We start from the raw sequence: 23399 nt of genomic DNA on the forward strand, positions 1-23399 counted from the left end.
ATCATTTTTAATTCCGAAAGTCTCTTTGAATATCAAACTATATTCACAAAATCTAGAAAATATATTTTTACTTGAAGAATTGAATTAAGATAAAAATATTGCAATTCCCCATAAAATTTACTCTTTACTTTTTCAATTCATATTGGCTTACCTTTTGCACCTGAATATGCTTTGGCATTATCAAGGCATCGGTAGTGTGTTTGATCTCTGAACTTAATAACTCTTCCCGGTTGGTTACCAAAAACAGCAAACGACGGCACATCTTGGGTGACAACAGCACCCGCACCAATGATTGCTCCTTCACCAATGCTTACACCTGGAACTACAACTACATTTGTTCCAATCCATACGTTTCGCTCGATGGTGATTGGCTTAAATTCATAGGTTTCATCATAGGGAAGGTAATCTCCTTCATATCTATGATTGGCAGAGTGTACTACAAAATTACGACTGATATGGGTATTTTCATCAATAACAATACCTCCACGAGCATCAATATATGCATTGTCACCAATATGAACATTGTCATGAATTTCTAGTTTTTGGGGCTGCACTATAGCAATACGACCATTAAGCCTAACTGCCTTTCCACAATATTTGATTTGAGCAATTGTACGTCGATTGTTCTCTTCTAAAATAGCTGGTTCAGCCCAAAATACAAGCTTAACAATCTCTTTCCCTAATGCGAATTTTATTCTCTTAATTAATTCAAACATATTACTATGCTCAATATGAATGCTTACTTTCTCTTTTGCAATGAATTTGGCAAAGAAGATAATGTGAGACGGTATGTCTGACTAAGCAAATTTGGTGATAAAAGCATGACTCCAAACAAGTAAGCGAATGTTCCTATCACCATGTATGTAATTAAGGTTATGTATGCATTATTCCAGTCATAAAATATTCGCTTTGCACCTAGGATGAATGCCATCATTAGTAGACTGCTTAGCAATGGAGTTATGTATTGGGAGAAATATTTTCTAAAGTCTATATCGATAAGTTTTTTTATCAAAACTAAGAATACAGGAGAAAATACATATACACAGATGACATAAGATGCGGCAACTGCGTTGATTCCCCAGCGTACAGCTATGAAAAAGCCAATAACATTACACACCGTAATCATGAAGATTACTCGAAGTCTCCACAGGGGTTTATTCATCGCTAAAAGTACTGTCCCAGAGAAATACTGCACTGATTGTAGAATGCCAATTAATGCCAATATCTGCATGACTGACACACTAGGTAACCACTCAGCACCAAACAAAGTTTGGATAAGTTCTGGAGCAAGCACTGCCATCCCTAAAAAAGCAGGAAACGAAATAAAGCTTGTATATCGAGTGACTCGATAAAAAGCATTTCTCATTCTCTCTGGTTCTTTTTGAAGTCGAGAAAATGTAGGTAATGCAACTTGAGCTGTGACATTTGTTAGGAGTTTAATCATGATTAACAGCAATCGATAGGCCACATTGTAATAGCCTAAAGCAACTGTTCCTAAGAAGTAGCCAATTAACAAGTCATCGGAACGGCGGTTCAAAAAGTTTAGAAAGTTAAAGCCAATGATATTGATGCCAAACGAGAAGAGTTCTCTAAAATGTTGAGGAGAAAACCTAAATCCTGGTCGCCAATCGCTCGAACTCCACAGCATCAAGGCACTTGTTGAACCAAAGACTATTTCCTTAATGACTAGGCTCCAGACGCCCAAACCCATCAAGGCAGCCCCAATTCCGGCTACCCCACAGGTGGCTGTTGCCACTAAAGAACGTGCTGCAAAAACCTTGAACTGCATATTGCGTTGCAAGATTGCAGCCTGCACACTACTTAGTCCCGCAAACAGAAAGCTGATGGACATCCATCGAATAATCGGCGCTAGCTCTGGCTCACTATAGAAATTTGCAACAGTTCCAGCTCCAGTTAAAACAGCTAAAAGGAACAATGCACCCATCAATACACTGGTCCAAAAAGCTGTGTCCAGATGTTCCGGCTCCAGCCTATCCTTCTGGATAATGGCTTGGGCAAATCCTTGATCTAAAAAGATTTGCATAAAGTACATGAACACATTGGCCAGCGCCACCAGGCCAAACGCTTCGGCACCAAGCAATCGAGCCAGCAATAAAAAGATTGCCGTTGAGACAAGCTGAGCACCCCATTTTTCTATGGCGGACCACATTGCTCCTCGAATTGCCTGCTGCCGTAAACTCATAAAGAATCACTCACATCTTCAAAAGGACAATTTTATGACTCACTAATCCTGCGGCACTGGCTGACCACACGGCGGTTTAGTATGCACCAAATCCAGTAACCACTTTAGGCAGTGTCAACAGCAACAGTTTTAGATCTTCCCGAAAGGTCCACTGTCGCAGGTAGTCTAAATCCATCCGATTGACAGAGGTTAAATCACACCCTTGGGATCTTGTGGTCACCTGCCACATGCCGGTTATGCCAGGTAATGCACTTAGACGTCGTCGCAATACCGGTTCAATCCGGACTGCATCATACAGAGCCCAGGGTCTAGGCCCCACTAAGGTCATTTCTCCTCTGAGTACATTTAACAGCTGAGGTAGCTCATCCAAACTGAATTTACGTAGCCAGCGTCCTGCTCGGGTGACTCGCGGATCTTGTTCAAGCTTATGTAAACCAGTCTGGTTTCCCATTACCCTATGATGCTGAAACTCGGCATCCGTTTCCATACTACGAAATTTACAGATCTGAAATAGTCTGCCTTGATAGCCCACTCGCCACTGTCGAAATAGAATCGGTCCGCGTGAGTCCAACCGCACCCACAGAGCTAGCAGAGCCATTAAAGGACTGAGCACAGTGAGTAATATGCAGGCAGCCATCCAGTCAGCCAGTCGCTTCACTCGCCAGAGTTTGGGCTGGCGTAGCTGAGGAAGGTCAGGAGCCGCAGGTACGCTCAGATATACCTGTTTGTTGCTAGCACTGCAGATATCTGCCCAGGCCTTAAACTTTGACGGTGCTAACTTGGGATCAAGATATACCCGCTTCACAGGGGAGTGCCGTAAACAATCACTCAACCATTTTTTGTTTTGAAGAGCGGGCATCTCAGGCTCCATTTTTGAAGAGCGGGATTTTACGATCAATGCATCTTGTTCCCAAATTAGCGTGCAATTTTCGAATGGAGAAAGCTCACGCTGTGCAGAAGGTACTTGAAATAGGATGGGAGCTTTTAACAAAACTGTGGATGCTGTCATAGGTCTGTGGAGTCTCTGAATAGAAAGCCTGATACAAGTTAAGTCTGTTGCCTGAGATTAAAACTTGTCTTAGATAGATTTATAACAAATAAATCTGTTAATGGGTGTCCAATTGGCTACAATTATGCAAATTATTTTTTTGCTTAAGGGACACACCCTAGCTACGCCAAAGCATTGCCGGTTCTTTAGAGATTTTTGAAGAACCGTTGCGTTCATAGAGTCTCATGGAACGATGATTCTCTCGATGTCCATTGGCGACAATTCCAATTGTATTCACCTGATCAAGCATAGCCATAGTATGGGTTAAATCAGTTTGGGTAATTCGATCTAAACGACTCACCAGAATTGAGGCATCACACATGGATGCCAGCTGGAGACCATCAGCTAAACCTGAAATAGCCGGAGCGTCAACAATGACTAGATCATAGGTCTTCTCAGCTTTTTCTAGCACTTGTCGCATTTGCCGGGAACTGAGCAAACTCATGGGGTCTTCAGGCACTGCTCCAGCCAATAGAACATCTACACTGGTGCCTGAATAAGATAAGGAAACTGGAGAAATTTTTGTTTTGTTCCATTGGGAAAGATTAGGGTGTAGCTGCGTTGATAATCCCTGAATATTTAAGAGTCCTAAATATTGGTGCAGGGATGGATTACGGAAGTTAGCGTCAATTAATAGAACCCGTTGATGCGATCTCGCCGCACTTAATGCCAAGCCAATAGACAATGTTGTTTTTCCTTCCTCAACCAGGGCTGATGTCACCAAGAGCGAAGACAGGGGTTGAGAGTGGGTGAGTTGGATTGTCTTATAGATCAAGTCGACAGCATCTCGGAAGGGCTGGCTTTGACTAATCGATAGAGAGTCATTAGGGACACGCTCACTATCCAACATAGACAGCAGGGCATCGGCTTTGCGGGTGGGGATTTCTGGAATCACACCCAGCAGCGGTAATGCCACCTGTTTCTTTAACTCATCCGACGTACGCACCACCGTATCTATCGCTTCTCGCCCAAAGGCGAGCGCGCCGCCGAGAAACACCCCGGCTACCACCCCTAACATAATATTTTGTTTGGGCTGAGGAGAGATTTTCTCACCTAGCTGAGAGGGTTCAACAATATCCCAGCTAAAGCCCCCTTGGGCCAATTCGTTACTTAACTCCTGACGTAGCTGCAAGAGTTGTTCTAGGGACTGTTGCTGGATTTGGGCCTCAGGTTGAATCCGATCATACTCTGCAATTAGACTGGGATACTTGGCAAGTTCAGTTCTCAACTGATTGGCCGCTTGGTCTAGGCCACTTCTGCGGGCGCGAATGCTTTGTAAATCGACCGTAGCCTGGACAAGATTACTGACCAATCCCAGCTCAATTTCACTGAGTTGACCTTCGGTCAGCAACGCGGTTTCATCTAAGTCGACCTGAGCAGGCACATCCCCTAACACTCGTTCCACTTCTGCCTGTAAGAGGGATACATTTCCCTGTCGCTGACTCAGTAAATCTTGCACGCCCGGATCAGCTTCGGCATAAAGCGATCGCCGCTGTTCCAGGGCCAGCTCTGTTTCTTGCAAGGCGTTTAAGAGCTGTTGATAGCGCGATGACTGACTTAAACGTGAGGCAATCATTGCTGATTGGGGATCGGCTGACAGCTGTTCTTGCAAGGCAGTATACTCAGCCTGCACATCCAGATATTGAGTTTCCACCTCTACTTTAGACTGCTCAATTTGTCTGAGCGAGTCAGCAACGGTGAGTGATTGCTGCTCTGGATCGATCAAGTTTTCTGATTCACGAAAATCTTTTAAGGCTTGACGAGATACAGCAAGACTCTCTTGTACACTGTCTATCTGTTGATTTACCAGGGCTAGACCCCGCTTAAGTCGTTGTTCTTGCTGCTCCTGGTTATAGCTTAAGTAAACATCCCCCAGGTTTTCTAGAAATGACTGCACAATTTCTGGATCTTCTCCTTTAAATGTTGCTTTGAAGATTCCTGTTTTGGCATCCCCTTCACTCACCTGGGAAAGGGTCAAGGCGTTTTGAAAACTATTAGCACAGTCCGCTAAAGGTTCGGATGGATCACACACCTCTGGGTAGTCACCCTGCAGCTGTTCAACCGTTTGTTCAACAAATGATTTACTCCGCATTAAATTTAATTGAGTGGCGTAGTCCGTTTGAGACGACGATGAGCGGCGTCCTTGTTGTTGTCCATTGGTGATATCAACAGTTTGACGATAGTTTGGTTCAACCAATAACTGCATTGAACTTTGATAGACAGGATCTTCTCTGAGGGTGAGTGCGATCGCAATTCCCACGGTGCCCACAATAGCGCCACCAAACCAGACAAAGCGTCTTAAAAGAATATTCAGCAGCTGCCCATATCCAATCTCTGATTTTTCTTCACTCGGTGAAAGTTGTGTTGTCCGCATATGTGTATCCTTGTTCACCATCAGTTTATCTAGACGCACTCATGGCCTTAGCCACTATGCGGGAGAGCGTACAGCGCAGCTCTTATGCTTCTCATAAGCCTCTCCAATAATGTTAAAAACTCTCTCAAAGAAAACATCCTCTGTAAAATTCTTCAGAACATGTTCCCGGATTTGACGATAGTTCCACTGGGTTGAGTTAGCCTCAATCAGGGCGCGATGGACGGCTTCTGGAGATTGGCGGCAAAAGAAAACACCCGTCTTCCCAGGAACTTGCGTATCCAGTACTCCCCCAGCACCATAGGCAACCACAGGAGTACCGCTGACATTAGCCTCAATCGGCACTAGCCCATAATCTTCTAACGCCGCCACCACCACTGCTTTTGCCCGCGACATTAAATTCTTGCGCTGTTCATCACTAACATGGCCAAGGAATGAGATATTTGGCAGTGCAGCTAACTCCAATCGTTCTCTCTCTGGTCCATCTCCAGTAACAATGAGGGGCCACCCTAACCAGTTAAAGGCTTCTACCACAATGTCTACACGTTTATACCCGAGTAAACGCGATGAAACCAGATAAAAATCATCCTTTTGGTCCGAAAACTCAAACTGACTCGTATCGATTGGATAATTAACGGTAATCGCCGGTTGTTGATAGGTTTGCTCAATACGTTCAGTCACAATGGTCGAGTTTGAAATATACAAATCTGGTTTCTGCGCATGGACAAAATCGACTTGTCTGAGCTTGTCAAAGATTGGTTCAATAACTGGGAGCAACGCCTTATAGTTTTTGTACTGATCAATATAGGTACGCGTATCCCAAAGAAAACGGGTGATATTGTGACAAAAACAAATGTGGTAGGCATCAGGTCTCTTGATGACTGACTTGGCAAAACTAGTTGTGCTGCTAATAATCAGATCGTATTTTTGCAAGTCTAATGCTTCAAAAGCTGGGAAGTATAGCGGTGCCAGTAGCCTAAAATTTTTGCTCGCCCCTGGAATCGCTTGTAGTTTAGTGGTATGAACGGGCCGATCACCAATATCAATTGTATCGCTTGGGCTATACAATGACGTATAAATATCAGCCTCTGGAAATTGTCTGCAAAGCAGTTCAAATACCCGCTCCGCTCCACCTTTCTGCGTCAGGTAGTCATGCACCAAAGCAATTTTCATTTCACATGCTCTCTAGAAAGGACAACAAAGTAAAATTAGTAACAATCTAGAGGGAACAGAATAAGGTCTTTTTATTAGCCCTATTCAAACTATTGAAGATCATTCTTCCAAATAAAAAACCAACGGTTCTTAGATGCCAAACAAACGGAAAATGAAATTCAAGGGTGAAAAAACAGCACCAAATGTGTCATTCGCCCGTGCCAAACCCGAACGTTTAACCACAACGGTGTCGTTAGGGCGTAACGATGGATTAGTTTCTTCGTTAATACCTTGGGAAAAATCGACTTCAATATCTCGTTGGGATACTGTCCCATTGAGATTGAGGCGCACCAGGCTAACCGTTCCTTGTCTGGCTCGATTATTAAAGCCGCCAGCCGCCAAAATCGCCTGGTTCATGGGGGTATTAGGCGGAACCCGAATATTACCCGGCGATTCTACCTCGCCCACAACATTCACAGAAATCTCGTCTGGAGAAAAACTAGCGGTCGCTAATTCGGCAATCTCATCCGCATTTAGACTGGTAGCAGTAGGAATAATAATGCGATCGCCATCCTGCAGCTGCAAATCTTCACTCAAGTCGCCTGCTTTCAGCAACTCCCATAAATTAACGGCAACTACTTGAGATTTATTTTCCTTATTGCGTCCATCCGCCAATGGCGTGCGTGGCAAACGACGTTGCACTTCAATCTGCCGAATGTCTGCCAGCTGAGTGATCCCCCCCGCCAGTTCAATGGCCTGAGTCAGGGTGGGAATGTCGGTTGCTGCACCATTGGCAGCTTCATCGGTAGAGATGCGATAAGAACCGGGCCGATTGACCTCACCGGATACGGCAATTTGAATTGGGCGGGCTTCGAGCAGACTAAGGGTGACCACAGGACGCTGCACATAGGGTTCAAGGAATCTCTCAAGCTGGGCTGTTGCCTGTTGCAGAGATAACCCTTCAATGTTGATAGCCCCCACAATGGGCATATTTAAATGCCCATCAGACAAGACGCGAAACTCACCACTGTAATCGGGAATGTTGAAGACATCCACTCGCAAATAATCACCAGTCCCCAGAATATAGGAGTCTCCCCCTAGAGGCTCAACCCCTGCCGGTGAGGGGGTTGGATCAGATTGAGTAGACACCGATGGAAGCGATGCATCAACGGCGTCCGTCGACTGAGCGATCGCATCCCTGGCTTCTCCTAACACCAGAAAAATCAACGCCAGTTTAACTAAAAATACCCCTTTAGATGCATCCATAAAGACAGTTAAAAAATGCTTTTTCATAATTACTGCCAACCAGAAATACAAACATCTGAACCACTTAAGCGATTGAAAAATTACTCGCTACAGATGTAAAACCACATACAGACTCGCTCCTAACAGGAGCAAGAGCCTTTAGGCAGTGAGAAATATAAACTTGAGAAAGCCACCAAGAACCTTACCCTGGCATCGGCCAGAGCTAGCCTATCTATAAACAGTTCATCACTAGTTAGCTAGAACGTTGCCATCTAGTACGATGCTCAATTTTCTATGGGTTACACACTATAGATATAGGTCGAGGTCTTTCACAAACTTAAATACAGGGCACAAATAATATCTAGCCTTATCTAACCGTCCAGGAAACTATGACTCAAATCAGCACATGGGGACACGTGCTTAAACAGGGAAACTAGTATAGCTAACGTAAAGTTAATATTAGCCAATGTAAAGATAATACTAAATTGTCCCTTAGTCAAAGTTTCATCGTTGACTACAACTTATAATTCCTACTTAGGTCAAAGTTATACAATGTAAGCCTTCACAAGCTTGCCTATAGAGTAAGGTTATCCCTCTATACTCAACTGTTCAGGCATCCACAACTAATCGACTCAAAACGTGGAGACCTGCAACAGGCTACATCTAACGTAATTGGGAAAACTCTTAGCTTAAAAGTAGGATTACCAACCATACCTGAGAATAAATGTATGGGACAAAGATTCTTAGGGAGTCTTAGAAGTCAGAGTAGATGAATGATCTGAAGCACTAAGCGTTAGTAATAAACCGTATGTGTGTCCAACATAGCCCAAATTTTAAAAATGGACCACACTATCTTTATGTTATTCCGGCATAGTTTCTGTAAAGGACGGGGATAATACGACGCTATTACACTCAGTCCCTATCTTTTAATCGTCGGACTGTTCCTATTTTTTTATTGGCCCCGTCCACATGTGCAACCACGGGATCGCTATGAGATGTTGTTACTATCTTACGTTCCCACTCTTATATGTTCTCGCTGTAGACCCCAATCAACAGGTTTGTTACCTACAGTCCTCTTGATACTGAACAAAGATGTAGGTAGGGTGATTTAACCATTAAAAACTATAAGACTCTTTATTTCATTGATAGAAATAAAACTCATCAAAAAGTTTTTATTAAGAAGCCACTGAATCAATGAAGTTAGCAGGAATAATGCTATGAGCACATGCTTCATAGGATTTTTTCGTGCCCATAGATCGCATCCAGGTTGCAACTCGACGCTTGATTTTCAAGTGCTAAAGTTCAGCCCGGAAAAGCTTCTATGCAAAAGGTCTTGAAGTGCCTGGGGGATTTCCATCATTGCCGTTTCTTTAGTCCATACGACTTGACTATGGTATTCGTTAGCACCAAACCCACCTTGCCACGCTGGCTCTGCGAAAACATTTTGATTGGGACACTCCCCTGGCACCATGGCAAATGTCAGCCCTTCAGTCATTTCAGCGAAGTTTACACACTGCATGATGCCTATCTCTTAGGTACTTATCAAAGTGCAGACAGCCATGGCGAAACTGTTCTCTGCTTTTTATGGGATGCGCTGTGGTTACCCAAATCTATTACCGGTCAGGCACATGCAAATGAACCCATCTTTTTGTTGATTAAAGCTACCAACACTTTGGGTCTTTCTCTATCGACAGGAACCTTGCCCCAACCCGATCAGCAACCTCGCCGTATTTTAAATGCAGAGCATGTTGTCCTTGATAATCAAACCGCTGTAGTCATTGACGACACCAAGGGAAATGCACTGACGCTCGTATTTTCAGGCCAGCTGCACTATCTCGCTATCGATAACAGGCAGCGACTTTTGAATCTAGGTTTCTAGCAAAAGGCACAGACCGCTACACTAGGGTCAGGTTAACAAATGTAAACATGGCCCCATTGATCCGATCCCGCCGCTCCCAAACTCAACCCAAGGTGCTTGTCATCGGAGCGGGTATTGGCGGGCTGACCGCTGCGGCACTGCTGGCCAAACGCGGGTATCGTGTTTGTGTCTTTGAGCAGGCTCTGGTACCCGGTGGCTGTGCATCAACCTTTCGACGGCAGGGATTTACCTTTGATGTGGGTGCTACTCAGGTTGCTGGGTTGGAGCCTGGAGGTATCCATCATCACATTTTTTCAGAATTAGGTCTGGAGCTACCTGCAGCTGAGGAGTGCGACCCAGCCTGTGCGGTCTTTTTACCTGGAGAAACGACACCAATTAATGTTTGGCGCGATCCTCAGCAATGGCAATCCGAACGTCAGCAACAGTTTCCAGGCAGTGAACCCTTTTGGCAAAAGCTGAGTGAGTTGTTTAACTACAGCTGGCGGTTTCAGGCCAGACAGCCGGTATTGCCGCCACGTAATCTTTGGGATGGCTGGCAGCTGGGTAATTCGTTGCGGCCTGATACGCTGCTGACCGTACCTTACACGTTTTCAACTGTGGGTCAACTGCTGAAGGGATACGGTCTCTATGGCAATCGGCGGCTGAAAACGTTTTTGGATTTGCAGCTGAAGCTCTACTCTCAGGTAGGTGCCGATGAAACGGCTCTATTATATGCGGCGACTGCTTTGGGTGTGTCCCAAGCACCCCAGGGATTGTTTCATCTGCAGGGTAGTATGCAGGTCCTCAGTAATACCCTGGTTAAAGCGATTAAACAGTTTGGCGGTCAAGTTTTTTTAGGACATACCGTTGAGCAGATTCAGATGGAGGACAACCGGCCTCGGTTTGTGCAGGTTCGCCATCGAAAAACCGATGAAACCTGGTTAGAGCCAGCGGATCATGTGGTAGCCAATGTGACTGTGCAAAATTTAACAGCGCTGCTAGGTGAGCAAACGCCTGCAGGTTATCAGCGGCGGGTGGATAAACTGATACCGTCATCAGGAGCCTTTGTGGTGTATATCGGTGTGGATCAAGCGGCGATTCCTGAGGACTGTCCGCCCCACCTGCAGTTTCTCTATGACTATGAGGGACCGATTGGGGAAAATAACTCGCTGTTTGTGTCGGTTAGTCGCCCTGGAGATGGTCGGGCACCAGCGGGTAAGGCAACAATTGTGGCATCGTCATTTACAGATGTGCAGGCGTGGCAAAAGTGTGATGATTATGGGGCTTTAAAGGCTGAATATGAGCGGGATGCGATCGCAAAACTCAATCAATATTTCAACCTGGACCCACAGCACATTATCCATGTAGAGTCCGGCACGCCCCGCACCTTTGCACGTTACACAGCCCGACACCAGGGCATGGTAGGCGGCATCGGTCAGCGGCTATCCACCTTTGGCCCCTTTGGGTTTGCAACCCGCACCCCGATGCCCAAACTATGGCTGGTGGGAGATTGCGTGCATCCGGGAGAAGGTACAGCCGGAGTCAGCTATGGGGCATTGACAGCAGTGAGGCAGATTGATGCCATGGAAAAGTAGATGGTGCATCAGAGGTGCGCGCTCATACTACACCGCTCAAATATTGTTGCCGTTCTTGTTTGGGAAATTTTTCGATGGCATAACGCAGCATGGTGCGAGGCATTGTTTGGTAATGGGTCTTTAAGAAAGCTTTTGCAGTAGCTACATCTTGTTTACCAACTTCTCGCAGCATCCAGCCCACAGCTTTGTGGATTAAATCTTCTGTATCGTTTAGCAATAGCTCTGATAGCTGCAGCGTATCGTCAAACTGCTGGTTGCGAATAAAATGAAACGTGGCCATAATGGCAATTCGTCTCTCCCAAAGGCTTTTAGCATGGGCTAATTGATATAGAACCTGCCGATCTCTTGTTTCCAGATAAGCACCCACGATTTGATAGGCTGAACTATCAACTAAATCCCAGTTGTTGATATATTGAGTGTTGTCCAGATATAGCTGATAAACCGTTGTTTTCTCTTCGTCGTCACCTTTACTAAATTTACGCACCAAGAGTAACAACGCCAATAAGCGTTCTTCATGAAAAGGTGACTTTAACAGTTCTTGAACTTCTGACAGTGGTGTTGCCTGATAATGTCTGACCTGTTTTCTGAGAACAGGAACGCGAATACCGAGAAATTGATCGCCTTCACCATATTCTCCTTTGCCTGTCTTAAAGAAGCGTTGTGAGTGCTCTGCTATGGCAGGATCAGCCAGGTCTCTAAGAGTTTTACTAATTTGATCGGCTGTCATTTTATTCTGCTACTGGCATCCCGATAAATTTTAATACTTTTCCTTTGTTTAGAAGCAAGTATTGTACTTAGATAACGGTACAGAGCAACGGCGGCAAGTGATTTTAGACGAGCGTCCCCCAAAGCAGGCATGGATGATTTACCTCCTTTTCAGGGAAACTGTGAACATAGATAAATTGCGGAGCATCAGTTAGCTGGGTATGCGTGTATTAGTTGTGGAAGATGATGTGGGGATTTCCAGGTTTATCCATCAGGGGTTGAACGAAGCAGGGTATGCCGTAGATCTTGCTGCCGATGGTAGTGAAGGCATCAACTATGCGATCGCTGCTGATTACGACGTGATCGTGCTAGATGTCTTGCTCCCCAAAGTGGATGGGCTGAGCGTATTGAAAGATTTGCGTCAACGAGGCTTGCAGACCCCGGTGCTGCTGTTAACCGCACTGGACACGGTACAGGATCGGGTATTAGGGCTGGATGCAGGAGCAGATGATTACCTGATTAAACCATTCGACTTCACAGAACTACTGGCTCGGTTGCGGGCCTTGTTGAGGCGTCCTCCCCTCCAGAGCGATGTCTTGCTCCAGGTCGGGAATCTGGAGATGGATACTGTTCAACGCTTGGTAAAGCGGGGCGATCGCTCCATTGAACTCAGCCCCCGCGAGTTTTCCCTGCTAGAATACTTGATGCGTCATCCCAACCAGGTTCTCAGTCGGACTCAAATTGCTCAACATGTCTGGAGTTTTGATTTTTACGGGGATTTCAAAGTGATTGATGTGTATATCGGATACCTCCGGCGCAAAATCGATCGGAATACCCCTTCCTCCTTGATCCAAACAGTAAGGGGGGTAGGGTACCGGCTCAGTGCAGACGGTGAGAGTTCCATGGCTGATTAGTCTCTTTTTCTCTTTAACGATGAAGTACCGGAAACCCTGGTATAACTTGCGATTACGCCTAGTTGCCTGGTATAGCTTGCTGGCAGGGCTTTCCATGCTCGTGTCCGATGGCTTTATGTATCTTAGGTTTCGTCAGACACTATTTGATCAGATTGACAATGCGCTAGAAGTGACCACTATTCAAGCATTGAAAAATCTCGATGATGAAGTTGATGCTCTGATGTTTGATCCTCGTCAGGAAGCCCCAGCTCTTGCCTCATTGTTGAACGATGCCGGCGTCGAGATTTATTTGCTGGCACAGGATGGCTCTTTAAAAGAATACTTTGGGGATTCACTCACGTTACCGACTCAGCAAGGTTTGCAGCCCGGTTTTAAAACACTTGTGACCGAGAATGGACGGTGGCGACTGTATACGCAGGAAATACTGCCCCGCGCAGACAGACCCCCCGGATGGTTAACAGTGGCTCGCTCTCTGCAACCTGTTGATATCACCTTACAAAACCTGTTAAATCAACATCTGCTGAAGGTGCCGCTACTCCTCGGGATGGTGGGTTTAGGAGGGTTGTTTCTGGCTAACCGTGCCCTGAAACCGATTGGTCAAATCACTCGAATTGCAGAGCAAGTGAGCGTCAGTGGCGATCTGACTCAGCGCATTCGTTATCAAGGCACTACGGATGATGAGTTAGAGCGACTGGCAACGATGTTTGATGAGATGCTGGATTCATTACAGGCAACATTTGAGCATAAAAAGCGATTTACGGCTGATGCGTCCCATGAACTTCGAACTCCCTTAACTACGCTGAAGGGGCGATTGCATGTGGCACTGAGTCAACCCCGTACCGCAGAGATATATCAGGAAACCCTGCAAGGGATTGAACAGGAAGTGGATCGGTTGATTCGTCTCAGTAGCGATCTGTTACTCCTCTCTCGGCTGGAGCAACAGCATCAGGATATGCATCTGGAACTTATCGATCTGAGTGATTTATTAGCTGCGATCGCAGAACAAATCCAACCGCTAGCCGATCTTCAGCAGCTTCAGTTCTCGACTCATATTCCGTCCGACCTTCAGATTCAGGGTAGCCCGGATCATCTGATTCGTCTGTTCCTGAATCTGTTGGATAATGCCGTCAAACATACGTCTGCTCAGGGTAAGGTTCAGTTAAGGGCAATGGTGCAAGGGCACTGCATTCAGATCAACGTGAGTGACACCGGCATCGGTATCTCACCGAAACATTTGCCCCATTTATTTGAACGGTTTTATCGCGTGGAAAAGTCGCGTTCTCGCACCATAGGCGGCACGGGTTTGGGATTGGCGATCGCCCAGGAAATTGTCCATCGTCATCACGGGGCGATCGCAGTCCAAAGCCAGCCTGGACATGGCACAACCTTTACAGTTACCTTTCCCAAATACAACCATCGTTAGATTGGCTAAGACGACAGCATACAAGCAGTGCGAAGCTCCATCAATGACATCGTAAGAGCTTTCTTACCGTTTTCCTACTATTCTCTTACCACTCGACTTCTAGACTGAGTTCAGTTCGCCAGTACAGGCTGAACAGACGGATGGAACAGTTGGCTATCTCCAGGCATTGCCTTGATGCCAGGCTGTCAGGAAAGTTGTTTCATTCTCAACGCAGTAGACCCAGTCAATGGAGGATTATCCTAATGAAATTATCAACAGCAGCATTAATGACTGTCAGTAGTTTAGCTGTCGTGAGTGTGGTATTCGATGCTCACGCGCAGCAAAGCGACTCCTTCACCGGAACAGTGCAACGGGTGTGGGAAGATGGCTTTCGATTGGATACAGGCGATCGCTCTCTACGGGTCGATTCCTGGGATCTCTATGGTGACTCCACGGCCAGCTATATCATGGTTGGCGACCAGATCACCGTCAATGGTGAGTTTGCTGGTCGTGAATTCGATGCTTTTTCGATTACCGATAGCGATGGCAATGCTCAAGTAATTCCTGATGCTCCTAGCGATGGCAATGCTCAAGTAGTCCCTGCTGCTCCTCAGGCAGCAGGCACTGCATTTACTGGAACCGTAGAGCGGGTGTGGGAAGATGGTTTGCAGTTGAATACAGGCGATCGCAACCTCCGGGTCGATGCCTGGGAGCTTTGCGGTGACTTTATGGCCAGCCATGTTAGTGTGGGCGATCGCCTGATGGTCACAGGCGAATTTGACGCGGGTGAATTTGATGCCTTTTCCATCACCAATCCTGATGGTGGGGCAGTTTGCCGTCAAAGGAACTGATAACGCTTTCAGGAAGGCATCTAGCCCTGGAATAGTATTGCTGAATTGAGCAGAATGATATTGCTGAATTCAGCAACGAATTACCCCTCATCCCCACTCTCTCTCTTTCACCTCTGTAGAGGGTGGTAGAGGGTGCGATCGCCTCTCCCAGTAAATCTTCCCGCCATCCTACCCAAAAACTTTCCCGATGCCTTGACGACGTTACCGATGGCTCACAGCCCTAAGGCAAAGACTCAACGCGGAGCTAGTTAACGCCGGGTTTCAGTGGCCGCGTACATGGACATCAAAAGATAATAACAACTCTAGGGATTGCCTTTCCACTGGTTTTGACTCAACTCCAGCAGCAGAGAGACTTTCAGAGAGCTATTATGTTCTTTGCTGTAAATAGTAAATAAGAAGTACGAACATGAGAAAGCCAAACAATGCCATAAGAAGAAACAGCCCTAGGAGAAACCATGCAAGATAGCTTAAATACCACCTACGAAGCAGAAAAGTATCTCGTGCAATGATTTCTTGATTGATGGTGATAGAGCATTTAGTACGTGGCAAGAACCAGATTGGCGCTAGTGTTCGAACTACACCACTAACGCGTGAACCATCTCGTCGCTCAATTTCAAAATTCGTATGGGTTGTGAACCCAACATAATCAACTGTGGGTAAGAATCTGCGTTGATCTACCCATACTTCTATACCATATGCTAGCCATAGAAAAGCGCCAAAAGGACGTAATTCTACTTTTATTAAACTCTCATTCCATTGATAGCTTCGCATATAAATCTGAATATCTGTTTTACAGTTGAGATAATGGGGGTGGAAAACGTCCGGTTAGACCGAGCGAAGCGAGCAGGACACAATGTTTTCTGCTCTGGTGTATCGCTTTGTTATGCGGCCATGAAGGTCCAGACGGTAGTTGCTAAGGTTCAAGTGGTTTTTCAATTGTTGGTATGCATGGAGAAAGCAATTGGTCGTGATGTTCGGACAGTTGTCCGGAGGCAAGTCGCTGCACCACAAAATGGTTGTCGTGGTCACTGTCGAAAGTATAGAGCAGTCCGTAGGAGTTGGGGAAGTTGTCGGCAATCCATTGGAAGATATTGTTAATTTGCAAAAATGCATGGTTACGCAAGCCATGGGCGAGGAAAACAATCAGCCGATTGCTCGTTCTCCGTAAGTCGAAGTGCGAAAAATTGTCCGTGTTCATGTCAATAACATTTTGCAGTCTTTCGATAGCGCGGTCCTCGCGTTCAGCGAGGACATCCATCCTTGGGTCGTCGTCGTCATTGATGCGGATAGTCGCCCACGCGTGAAATTCGAACATAGACTCAACCTCCTGTTCTTATCTACGACCCACTATCCGGGCTTAACCTTGGATGTAGTACTAACCTGATACCCCCTGGGCGTAATCATGTGGTCCTGATGCAAAAATGTGCGGGAATTGCCGATCAGCACTACGGTGAGCATATCAATGGTGGTGACATCCACTGTTGCCAGGGTAAGACAGTGGACTGATTCGCCTGAACGGTAGAGAGAACGAGCGATCGCAACTGGAGTATCTGGCGATCGATGCCGTCCCAGGATCTCCAGGGCAATTTTGATTCCCTGAGTGCGGGTTTGCGATCGCGGATTATATAATGCCACCACAAAGTCTCCTTGAGCAGCTGCCTCCAACCGGTTTTCAATCACCTGCCAAGGGGTCAGCAAATCAGATAGAGAAATGGCGCAAAAATCATGCATCAGGGGAGCTCCCACCCGTGCCGCCACCGCCTGAAGGGCTGTAATTCCTGGCAGGACAGAAACACCGGGCGTTTGACCATCCCAACCTCCCTGGGCCAAACATTCCAACACCAGTCCCCCCATGCCGTAAATGCCGCAGTCACCGGAGGAAACCATCCCGACAGTTAATCCCTGCTGAGCCAGGGTAACGGCCCGCTCTGCTCGCTGTACTTCCTGGGTGATTTTGCTGGTTTCAATCACCTGGTTGGGGTGAAACAAGGGTCGCAACAATTCTAGATATAGACCATAGCCAATCACTACATCGCAGTCTAAAAGGGCTGTACGGGCTGCTGCGGTGAGCTGGGCCAAGGACCCCGGACCCGAGCCAATGAGATACAGATGACCCGGTCGAGCATTGTATGCTTGGGTGGCACGGGCCACGGCCACGGTGCAGGCTCCCTGATCGCTCTTAAATACCTGTTTAGTGACCAACAACTCCTGGCTTTGGGCGGATAACAAGGCGGCGGCTTCAGCGACAGAGGGGGTACCCACCGCCTGGGCTACCACATCCGATGGGTTAGGTACAGCAAGAGCTGCCAGTTGAGCGGCGCTGAAACAACGTAGGGGCCATTGGTACTGCTCTGCCAGGGTTTGGAAGGCGACTTCATCTTGTTTTAGATCAATGGAGGCGATGCCAGCGATGGATGACCAGGCCAGGTTGCGATCGCGCAACACCTGCTCCATACTCGTCTCAATTAACTCTGCTGAGGTGCCTCGCTCACAGCCCAGACCCAGCCACAGGGTACGTGGATGCCAGCAGACTTGAAGAGATTTTTCTGAGCTCTGCTCAGGGGGCAGCTGATCTGAAATCCACAGCTTAGGAGATAGCTCCAATCCAGCTTCTGTGCTGGCAGTCTCTTGATCTAAAAAATGAAAAGGAGCATCTGCCGACAACAGCTGTCGCCACAGGTGCCCGCCGCAGGTTTGGTACACAACGATCGGCCGTTGTTGTGTCAGGGCAGCGGCCACCTCAGTCCAGTCTCCTGCTCCGCGCTGCCAGCCATAGGGAAGTCCCAATAGATCTAGAGCTGGCAACTGTTGGCCTGCCGATGCCGACGTAATCACCGGCTCAGCCCCTAATAGAGCTGCACATTGCCGGGTGAGAGCATCGGCTCCCCCCTGGTGTCCGCCGCTAACGCTGACCACAAACTGCCCCGTGTCATCAATGGCCACTACTCCGGGGTCTTGGGCCTTATGCTGTAGCAAGGGCGCAATCAGCCGCACCACCGCCCCCACCGGCAAGAAAAACACCAGCTGGGTGGCTCTCCCCCAACAGTTTGCAACCACAGGAGCCAGGGAACCGCTGTAGCCCTGGATAACAAGATCTGTAGCAGTCTCCACAGCAGCCTCCACAGTGGTCAGGGTGTCTGCTCGCGTCCACAGTTCCAGGGGATGTAAACCATCCCAAAGCTGTACCCCTTGATGACAGCCTGCCAGGGTGGGAGCAATGAGCACGATCCTGGATTTCTGCTGTGAAGCAGCCTTAAAAGCGATAGTCATGGCGACGCACAATCAAAATAGAAAAATAGGGGGGGGTATAGTCAGCCAGGTCCACCAGGCTGGGATATTGTTTTTCCTGGGATGAGCCCACCCATTCCACCAGGCTGGCCTGTTCCAGCAGTTCCAGGTCGTGCAAGGTTTGCCACACCTGGCCAAATACCGAAGCCACTTTCATCAAAACTACCACCTCGGACCATTCCAGGGCATGGGTCAGTTCGGACACATCGTACAGGGCGGGCAGAATAGCGATTTTCTCGCCCCCTAGAGATAGGGGCCTATTGAGGGCGGCCATGGCGGCCAGGGGAGAACATACACCGGGCACGGTGGTAATATCCACGGTGGGAGCCAGGTGATGCACGGTTTGGGCCACATAGCTAAAGGTGCTATATAGGCTGGCGTCGCCCTCGGTGATAAACACCACATCTTGACCCTGGGCCAACCGGGTCACCAGTGTCTCTCCTGCTGCTGTCCAGGCTTGCTGCAGCTGCACCGGATCGCGGACAAAAGGTAGATCCAGGGGTAAGATTGTTTGCTCGGGCCGCAGATGGGATTTAACAATGCCATAGGCCATGCCGGGCTCTCCATCCCTGTTTTGCGGGCAGGCCACCACATCCGCCGCTTGCAAAATCTGCAGTCCTTTTAGGGTAAGCCATTCGCTATCCCCCGGCCCCACACTGACGCCCCACAACTTACCCCAGACGGACGCTGCTGACGGCAATTCCCTAGACATGGTGACTCGCTCCTGAGGCTGGGGCAACGGCATCTGTTGAGGGCAAGGGTCGAGAGGCTTGTAACAGAATGACCGGATTTAAGGGAACAAAGCGGGTGGCGGTGGCCAGGGTAGCGGAGCGGGCAAGATTAACCTGCAACAGTTGCACAATCCAGCCTTGGGTCTGTAGCTGTTGTTTGGCCAGGACACAGGTTTCTAGTGTGGCAAAATTGGCAACAATGACTCCGTCGGCTTGGATGCGATCGCAACACACCTCCAGAATCTCCGGCATGGCCTTGCCACCACCACCAATCACAACTCGATCCGGGGCAGGCAAAGAGGCCAGTGCCGCCGGAGCCACGCCTCGGACTGGAGATACCTGAGTCGTGCCAAAGCGACGGCAGTTTTTTTCAATCAAGGTTAACCCGGCGGCAGTCTTCTCAAGGGCATAGATCCGAGCATCGGGCACCAGGCGAGCTATCTCAATAGAGATGGAGCCGGTCCCTGCCCCTACATCCCACACTGTGATATTTGGACGTAATCGTAGCAGCGACAGAGATAGCCCGCGTACTTCCTGCTTGGTGATCAACCCAGGCTGATCGGGAAAGGTATGAAAGTCTCCATCAGCAATGCCAAAGAGGGGCAGAGGGAGCTCTGCAGTCAGAGGTTCTGTCTCTAGCACAACAACGTTGGGACTGGGGAACGACCTATCTATGGCCGCGGCTATGGATACTGGCTGAATACTCTCCTGGGCAGCCCCAAGATGACTACATACCGTCATGCGATATTGGATGGGCGGACACAGATCTCGAATCAAACGGGCAATTTCCCCAGGAGTATGGACAAAATCAGTCAGAACAGCTAGAGGAGATTTTCCCTGTTTAAGTGCTTGTTCCAGGCGATCGGGCTGACGACCGTGGACACTGACAACGGTGGCAGACTGCCAGGGAATACCAAGACGGTTAAAGGCCAGCTGTACGGAGCTGACCTGGGGATAGAACCGAAGACAGTGGCGGTCGAACCGCTCTGTTAGGAGACGACCCAAACCATAGAACAGCGGATCGCCACTGGCCAGGACCACAACAGATTGCTGTTGCAAGAGCGCCGCTATTTCCTCAATCCAGGCAACAATATCGCCGCCCAGGGGCAACTTGCGGGCTGGATAAGCAGCCACCGTTTGCAGCTGGGCTTTGCTACCGGCAATGATCTCAGCGTCCGCTAGACAAGTCTGGGCCTGCAAACTGAGACCCTGGAGACCATCCAGACCCAGACCAATCACATGGAGCACATGGGCAGAACAGGCTTGACTCACCTTAGGGTACCTGCCAGGCCCGTTCGTGGTAGTCATCCACGGCGGGGTAGAGGTCGGGAATACCGTGATATAGGGTTTGGCCGTCAGGATGACTGTGTCCGTGGGTGGGCCCGTGACTGTGGCCAGGGTCATGATTGTGAGCCGGGTCGTGCCCATGGTGGTGGTGGTCATGGTGGTGGTGCCCATGGCCCTGGGCGCTCACGGCTTGTCGAAACTTGCAGGTGTAGCAGTTCATTGAGACCTGGCCAGCCTGGGCTTCTTGCTCGCGATCGCGAATTAGTTCAAACAAAATTGGATCGGCCCCAATCACTGACAAACTTTGCACCTCGATCTCAGGATAAGCAGCCTGTTCCTGTTCAACAATCGTTTGAATTCGCTTTGCTAGCACCCCATCAAATAGCAGGTGTGGAATCACAATAATTCGCTGCGGCTGCCAGGCCCTGGCGCGCTCAAATCCCCGTTCCATTCGTGGGTGAGTAATGCCTGTAAAACACACCTCCAGATCGTGATAGCCGCTACCTTCCCACAGCATCCGGGCCAGCTTATAGACATCCCCGTTGGCATCCGGATCAGAGGCACCGCGACCGACAAACAGCAGCACCGTTTTTTCACGGGGTACCGAACTCTCTTGATCCGCCTGCTCCAACCGGTTTTGCCACAGGTCCAACCACCGTAGAGACACCCCAAAATGGCGACCATAGTTGAGGCTGAGCTGAGGATGACGCTGGATGGCACGATCCAGCTCATTGGTGACGTCAAACTTGCTATGACGGGCGGCAAATAGCAGCACTGGCAACACAGTCAGCTGCCGATAGCCCTGCTCAACACAGCGATCAATACCGGCTTGAATCAACGGATCGCTTAGCTCTAAGAAGCAGGGAACAACGGGGCGGCTGGGATCATAGGATTGAAACTGATGGGCAAAATCGAGAAAGGCCTGACGTCCATTTGGATCACGAGTGCCATGGCCCAAAAGTAAAAGCGGGTTAGATTGACTCATGTTGTTATCATGGCCTCTGGGCAATCCAGAGAGGTAGAGAGCAGTGGATAAATTAACACTTGATGCAGACACTGAAAGATATAGAACATCCTCCCTTAGCGAGATATAGCAAGATAGCTTACCTCTTTTACCTCACTCGCTTTTTGACAGCTTCTAAACTCTCACATTTTGCCAAAGCCTGATACCCCATGCCGATATGACAGGTTAGGTGAAATGTTATTTAACTAAAGGTCCTTCACTTTTAAAGAATTTCTATAGAATGCCCATTCCCACCCTTGTTATTGCTGGAACCCACAGTGGTGTGGGTAAAACGTCCATCGCCATTGGCCTGATGCGAGCTTTTGCCAATCAGGGACTGCAAGTTCAGGCCTTTAAGGCTGGCCCCGACTTTATTGACCCCAGTCATCATCAACGGGCGACCGGTCGGGTGTCCCATAATTTAGACGGCTGGATGTTGAGTCAACGTCAAAATCTTGAGCTGTTTAATCAGGCTTGTCAGGGGGCCGATCTGGCTATTGTTGAAGGGGTGATGGGTCTGTTTGATGGCTATGGGGCCGAGTCTGAGGCCGGAAGTACCGCTGAGATGGCCAAGTGGCTGGGGGCCCCTGTCATTCTTGTGATTAATGCTGGCGCGTTAGGTCGCAGTGCAGCAGCCCTGATCTCCGGGTATCACCACTTTGATCCAGATCTGACAGTAGCAGGGGTAATCTGCAACCAAATTGGCAGCAAATCTCACCTGGAGCGCATTGATTTAGCCGTCAGCCAAACTGTTCAGGTGCCGATTTTAGGTGGCATTCCCCGTACTAAGCCAGTGAAAATTCCCGAACGTCATCTCGGTCTGTGGCAAGCCCATGAGGAGGCGTTAGCTGAGACCAACTACCTGGATACTCTGGCCCAGCTGGTAACAGACCATCTAGATTTGGAAGAATTAATTAATATTGCACAATCAGGGTCGGAGCAACCAATCATATCCACCCGTCTGGACGCAAAAACAGATGTTGCAAAAGGGGTGTCAAACCGCTTGCCGCATGCTCCCAGAGTGCGCATTGGTATTGCCCAGGATCAGGCATTTTGTTTCTACTATGCTGCTAATCTAAGCTTGCTGGAACAAGCTGGAGCTGAACTAGTCCCATTTTCTCCTATCCAGGATGCGCTGCCTGAGAATTTAGCGGGTCTCTATATCGGCGGGGGCTATCCTGAACTGTATGCAGAACAACTATCTGAGAATAGGGAGATGTGTGCTGCGATAGCAACCTTCTGCCAATCAGGACAGCCGGTCTATGGAGAATGCGGTGGGCTGATGTATCTCTCCCAGGGATTGTTGGGGGCTGAGCCACAGCGCTATCCTTTTGTCGGCATTCTGCCCTTTTGGACTCAAATGGGCAAACGCGTTAAACTGGGCTATCGCCAAGTAGACATGCTCGGACCCTATAGGGGGTTTCCAAACCAGGGTAAAATTCGCGGTCATCGGTTCCATTATTCAGACATTGTTGATGCCCAAGGTAATCTACTGGACATTAACCCCACCGCTTATGAGCTGAGTCAAAAAGACCGATTACAGTTTAATTACAAACTGCAAGGCTGGCACCACCAGCAAACTTGGGAAGGCTATCAGGTCCACAATGTCTTAGCCAGCTATGTACATCTGCACTTTGGCAGTAATCCCACCTTTGCCCAACAGTTTGTGCAGTTCTGCTCATACGCGACCTTAAAAAAAGCACCAATCCAGTCAGAATCATGCAGCGTATACGACCGATAAAACTC

The 23399-nt window shown here is 48.2% G+C and carries 18 protein-coding genes; 6 read left to right on the plus strand and 12 right to left on the minus strand.

Translation table 11 applies throughout. From position 1 onward, the window contains the following. Nucleotides 1-137 precede the first annotated feature (137 nt). From N836_RS77830 to N836_RS42225, 6 genes are all read right to left on the minus strand, one after another. Nucleotides 138-716, minus strand: a complete 579-nt coding sequence (locus tag N836_RS77830) for an acyltransferase (protein ID WP_023070582.1) — start codon at nucleotides 714-716, stop codon at nucleotides 138-140. Between the two features lie 23 nt (nucleotides 717-739). After that, nucleotides 740-2203 carry an MOP flippase family protein gene (locus N836_RS42205; protein WP_023070583.1) on the minus strand — a complete coding sequence of 488 codons (1464 nt, stop codon included), beginning with the start codon at nucleotides 2201-2203 and terminating at the stop codon, nucleotides 740-742. Between the two features lie 76 nt (nucleotides 2204-2279). After that, a complete protein-coding gene (hepC, locus tag N836_RS42210; RefSeq protein WP_023070584.1) occupies nucleotides 2280-3212 on the minus strand; it encodes a heterocyst development glycosyltransferase HepC in 933 nt (310 codons plus the stop codon). A gap of 157 nt (nucleotides 3213-3369) precedes the next feature. Next, nucleotides 3370-5625 carry a GumC family protein gene (locus tag N836_RS42215; protein WP_023070585.1) on the minus strand — a complete coding sequence of 752 codons (2256 nt, stop codon included), beginning with the start codon at nucleotides 5623-5625 and terminating at the stop codon, nucleotides 3370-3372. A 54-nt stretch (nucleotides 5626-5679) separates the two neighbouring features. Beyond that, nucleotides 5680-6795: a glycosyltransferase gene (locus N836_RS42220; protein ID WP_023070586.1), complete on the minus strand. Its 1116-nt coding sequence runs from the start codon at nucleotides 6793-6795 to the stop codon at nucleotides 5680-5682. 129 nt (nucleotides 6796-6924) lie between these two features. Then, nucleotides 6925-8067 carry an SLBB domain-containing protein gene (locus N836_RS42225; protein ID WP_023070587.1) on the minus strand — a complete coding sequence of 381 codons (1143 nt, stop codon included), beginning with the start codon at nucleotides 8065-8067 and terminating at the stop codon, nucleotides 6925-6927. A 1273-nt stretch (nucleotides 8068-9340) separates the two neighbouring features. Here N836_RS42225 and N836_RS42230 point away from each other — a divergent pair. Both N836_RS42230 and crtD read left to right on the plus strand, forming a co-directional pair. Then, on the plus strand, nucleotides 9341-9898 hold the full coding sequence (locus N836_RS42230; RefSeq protein WP_152532037.1) for a hypothetical protein: 558 nt from the start codon (nucleotides 9341-9343) through the stop codon (nucleotides 9896-9898). 47 nt (nucleotides 9899-9945) lie between these two features. Further along, entirely contained in the window at nucleotides 9946-11472 is a 1527-nt protein-coding gene (gene crtD, locus N836_RS42235; RefSeq protein ID WP_023070589.1) for a C-3',4' desaturase CrtD, read from the plus strand. 22 nt (nucleotides 11473-11494) lie between these two features. Here the strand turns inward: crtD and N836_RS42240 are convergent, their stop codons facing one another. Continuing rightward, nucleotides 11495-12199 (minus strand): DNA alkylation repair protein, encoded by a 705-nt coding sequence (locus tag N836_RS42240; protein WP_023070590.1) that lies wholly within the window; start codon nucleotides 12197-12199, stop codon nucleotides 11495-11497. Nucleotides 12200-12398: 199 nt separating this feature from the next. Here N836_RS42240 and N836_RS42245 point away from each other — a divergent pair, with 199 nt between their 5' ends. The 3 genes from N836_RS42245 (at nucleotide 12399) to N836_RS76890 (ending at nucleotide 15344) form a co-directional block, all read left to right on the plus strand. Next, entirely contained in the window at nucleotides 12399-13091 is a 693-nt protein-coding gene (locus tag N836_RS42245) for a winged helix-turn-helix domain-containing protein (RefSeq protein WP_023070591.1), read from the plus strand. 19 nt (nucleotides 13092-13110) lie between these two features. Further along, a complete protein-coding gene (locus N836_RS42250; protein WP_023070592.1) occupies nucleotides 13111-14514 on the plus strand; it encodes a sensor histidine kinase in 1404 nt (467 codons plus the stop codon). Nucleotides 14515-14756: 242 nt separating this feature from the next. Further along, complete coding sequence (locus N836_RS76890; RefSeq protein WP_023070593.1) at nucleotides 14757-15344, plus strand: hypothetical protein; 588 nt, start codon at nucleotides 14757-14759, stop codon at nucleotides 15342-15344. A 913-nt stretch (nucleotides 15345-16257) separates the two neighbouring features. Here the strand turns inward: N836_RS76890 and N836_RS72765 are convergent. The 5 genes from N836_RS72765 to N836_RS42275 are packed head-to-tail and all read right to left on the minus strand — an operon-like array spanning nucleotide 16258 to nucleotide 21635. Beyond that, a complete protein-coding gene (locus N836_RS72765) occupies nucleotides 16258-16659 on the minus strand; it encodes an Imm7 family immunity protein (RefSeq protein ID WP_023070595.1) in 402 nt (133 codons plus the stop codon). 32 nt (nucleotides 16660-16691) lie between these two features. After that, nucleotides 16692-18614: a precorrin-3B C(17)-methyltransferase gene (gene cobJ, locus N836_RS42260; protein ID WP_023070596.1), complete on the minus strand. Its 1923-nt coding sequence runs from the start codon at nucleotides 18612-18614 to the stop codon at nucleotides 16692-16694. Next, nucleotides 18598-19344 (minus strand): precorrin-2 C(20)-methyltransferase, encoded by a 747-nt coding sequence (locus N836_RS42265; protein ID WP_023070597.1) that lies wholly within the window; start codon nucleotides 19342-19344, stop codon nucleotides 18598-18600. The genes cobJ and N836_RS42265 overlap by 17 nt, the downstream gene beginning before the upstream one ends. After that, nucleotides 19337-20671 (minus strand): precorrin-6y C5,15-methyltransferase (decarboxylating) subunit CbiE, encoded by a 1335-nt coding sequence (gene cbiE, locus N836_RS42270; protein WP_235071017.1) that lies wholly within the window; start codon nucleotides 20669-20671, stop codon nucleotides 19337-19339. Before cbiE ends, N836_RS42265 begins: the two co-directional genes overlap by 8 nt. Next, nucleotides 20637-21635: a sirohydrochlorin chelatase gene (locus N836_RS42275; protein ID WP_023070599.1), complete on the minus strand. Its 999-nt coding sequence runs from the start codon at nucleotides 21633-21635 to the stop codon at nucleotides 20637-20639. Before N836_RS42275 ends, cbiE begins: the two co-directional genes overlap by 35 nt. Nucleotides 21636-21894: 259 nt before the next feature. On the opposite strand from N836_RS42275, the gene N836_RS42280 reads away from it, so the two are divergent. Beyond that, nucleotides 21895-23394 carry a cobyrinate a,c-diamide synthase gene (locus tag N836_RS42280; RefSeq protein ID WP_023070600.1) on the plus strand — a complete coding sequence of 500 codons (1500 nt, stop codon included), beginning with the start codon at nucleotides 21895-21897 and terminating at the stop codon, nucleotides 23392-23394. Nucleotides 23395-23399: the final 5 nt, after the last annotated feature.

Origin of the sequence: Leptolyngbya sp. Heron Island J (assembly GCF_000482245.1) — a bacterium.
In the GTDB taxonomy this organism is placed as follows: domain Bacteria; phylum Cyanobacteriota; class Cyanobacteriia; order Phormidesmidales; family Phormidesmidaceae; genus Leptothoe.

Bases quoted from the DNA above. Each gene is read 5' to 3' on its own strand.
- N836_RS77830 (WP_023070582.1), bottom strand. From the start codon at position 716: ATGTTTGAATTAATTAAGAGAATAAAATTCGCATTAGGGAAAGAGATT.
- N836_RS42205 (WP_023070583.1), bottom strand. From the start codon at position 2,203: ATGAGTTTACGGCAGCAGGCAATTCGAGGAGCAATGTGGTCCGCCATA.
- hepC (WP_023070584.1), bottom strand. From the start codon at position 3,212: ATGACAGCATCCACAGTTTTGTTAAAAGCTCCCATCCTATTTCAAGTA.
- N836_RS42215 (WP_023070585.1), bottom strand. From the start codon at position 5,625: ATGCGGACAACACAACTTTCACCGAGTGAAGAAAAATCAGAGATTGGA.
- N836_RS42220 (WP_023070586.1), bottom strand. From the start codon at position 6,795: ATGAAAATTGCTTTGGTGCATGACTACCTGACGCAGAAAGGTGGAGCG.
- N836_RS42225 (WP_023070587.1), bottom strand. From the start codon at position 8,067: ATGAAAAAGCATTTTTTAACTGTCTTTATGGATGCATCTAAAGGGGTA.
- N836_RS42230 (WP_152532037.1), top strand. From the start codon at position 9,341: ATGCAAAAGGTCTTGAAGTGCCTGGGGGATTTCCATCATTGCCGTTTC.
- crtD (WP_023070589.1), top strand. From the start codon at position 9,946: ATGGCCCCATTGATCCGATCCCGCCGCTCCCAAACTCAACCCAAGGTG.
- N836_RS42240 (WP_023070590.1), bottom strand. From the start codon at position 12,199: ATGACAGCCGATCAAATTAGTAAAACTCTTAGAGACCTGGCTGATCCT.
- N836_RS42245 (WP_023070591.1), top strand. From the start codon at position 12,399: ATGCGTGTATTAGTTGTGGAAGATGATGTGGGGATTTCCAGGTTTATC.
- N836_RS42250 (WP_023070592.1), top strand. From the start codon at position 13,111: ATGAAGTACCGGAAACCCTGGTATAACTTGCGATTACGCCTAGTTGCC.
- N836_RS76890 (WP_023070593.1), top strand. From the start codon at position 14,757: ATGAAATTATCAACAGCAGCATTAATGACTGTCAGTAGTTTAGCTGTC.
- N836_RS72765 (WP_023070595.1), bottom strand. From the start codon at position 16,659: ATGTTCGAATTTCACGCGTGGGCGACTATCCGCATCAATGACGACGAC.
- cobJ (WP_023070596.1), bottom strand. From the start codon at position 18,614: ATGACTATCGCTTTTAAGGCTGCTTCACAGCAGAAATCCAGGATCGTG.
- N836_RS42265 (WP_023070597.1), bottom strand. From the start codon at position 19,344: ATGTCTAGGGAATTGCCGTCAGCAGCGTCCGTCTGGGGTAAGTTGTGG.
- cbiE (WP_235071017.1), bottom strand. From the start codon at position 20,671: ATGACTACCACGAACGGGCCTGGCAGGTACCCTAAGGTGAGTCAAGCC.
- N836_RS42275 (WP_023070599.1), bottom strand. From the start codon at position 21,635: ATGAGTCAATCTAACCCGCTTTTACTTTTGGGCCATGGCACTCGTGAT.
- N836_RS42280 (WP_023070600.1), top strand. From the start codon at position 21,895: ATGCCCATTCCCACCCTTGTTATTGCTGGAACCCACAGTGGTGTGGGT.